Origin of the sequence: Actinomadura physcomitrii, from assembly GCF_008923205.2 — a bacterium.
Classification (GTDB): Bacteria; Actinomycetota; Actinomycetes; order Streptosporangiales; family Streptosporangiaceae; genus Spirillospora; species Spirillospora physcomitrii.
The window spans coordinates 1-1,219 of record NZ_WBMS02000083.1 but is presented as its reverse complement, the minus strand read 5'-3'; the positions used below and the strand labels follow the sequence as shown (position 1 = coordinate 1,219).

2 protein-coding genes are annotated in these 1,219 nt (G+C 70.0%); both read right to left on the bottom strand.

The annotated features are described in order from the left end of the window. Window positions 1-911, bottom strand: a 911-nt coding sequence (locus F8568_RS46010) for a cytochrome P450 (RefSeq protein WP_202126167.1), incomplete at its 3' end; no start/stop codon positions are given. A gap of 26 nt (window positions 912-937) precedes the next feature. Next, window positions 938-1,219 (bottom strand): hypothetical protein (locus F8568_RS46005; RefSeq protein ID WP_202126166.1); only part of this gene is annotated, 282 nt, incomplete at its 5' end.

The following is a 1,219-nucleotide window of genomic DNA, read 5'->3' as shown; positions in this document are numbered from 1 at the left end:
TCGTGGCGGACCCGGCGCCCCGGCGACACCGCGGCCTCGATGCGCAGCATCTCCTCCACGGCCGCCGGGATCAGCGACGGGTCGTCGATCAGCCGCTGCCGCTCGGCGGGGCGGTCGGCCAGGTGCATGACCGACCACGCCAGGGTGCCGGTGACGGTGTGCAGGCCCGCGATCAGCAGCAGGAAGAACATGTTGCACAGCTCTTCGTCACTGAGCGGGCGCGACTCCCCGTCCAGCTCGATCGACTGGTGGACGATCTGCGAGGTGATGTCGTCCCGGACGCCGCCGGACCGGCGGTCGGCCACGACCTGGGCGAAGTAGCCGAGCATCTGTCCCGCGGCCCGGTCCCGGGCGGCGTTGGACTCCTCCTCGCTCGCTCCCGGGACGCCGCGCAGGGTCGTGTCGGTCGCCTCGGTGAACAGCGGCGCGTCCGACAGCGGCCAGTCCATCAGGGCGAGGAACACCCGCGCCGGCAGCTCGTGCGCGAACTCGGAGATGTACTCGGCCGAACCGCGCGCCGCGAAACCGTCGATCAGCTCGTTGACCAGCGCGCGGATCCGCGGTTCCAGGGCGCGCATCCGGGTCGGGCCGAACAGCGGCTGCAGGGCCTTGCGGAAGGCGGTGTGCTCGGGCGGGTCGATCTCCAGCGGGAGGAACTTGCCCGCGCCGTGCGGCACGAGGTTGTTCGGGAAGCTGGAGAAGATCTCCGGATGCCGCAGCACCTCGTGGATCTCCTCGTACCGGGTGACGATCCAGTGGCCGCCGTACTTCTCCGAGTACAGCAGCGGGGAGGCCGCCGCGAGTTCGGCGACCCTTTCCTGGAAGGTGTCGACGGGGTGCGTCAGCGCCGGGTCGTAGACATCGAACTCGGTGCGCAGATGGTCCGGGACGGACGACAGAACGGTGGTCATCGCCTGAACTCCTAGCGAGATTCCTGTCAGAGCGTCGGGGTGCCCTGGTCTTCGGGGAAGGGGATGGAGACCCGTGCCAGCGTGCCGCCGTCGCAGGAGGAGATGATCTGGCCGGACATGTAGGCGGCGTCGTCGGACACCATGAACAGCGCGGTCCTGGCGTGGTCGAGCAGCGACGGCGGCCGGTCGAGCTTGAGCGGGATCGGGGTGACGCCCTTGTCCCACGGGCCGGCGACCTCCTCGTAGGACTTCCCGACGACCGGTGCGCCGGGCTCCATGAGGAAGTTGGGCGACATGCCGTGGGTGGG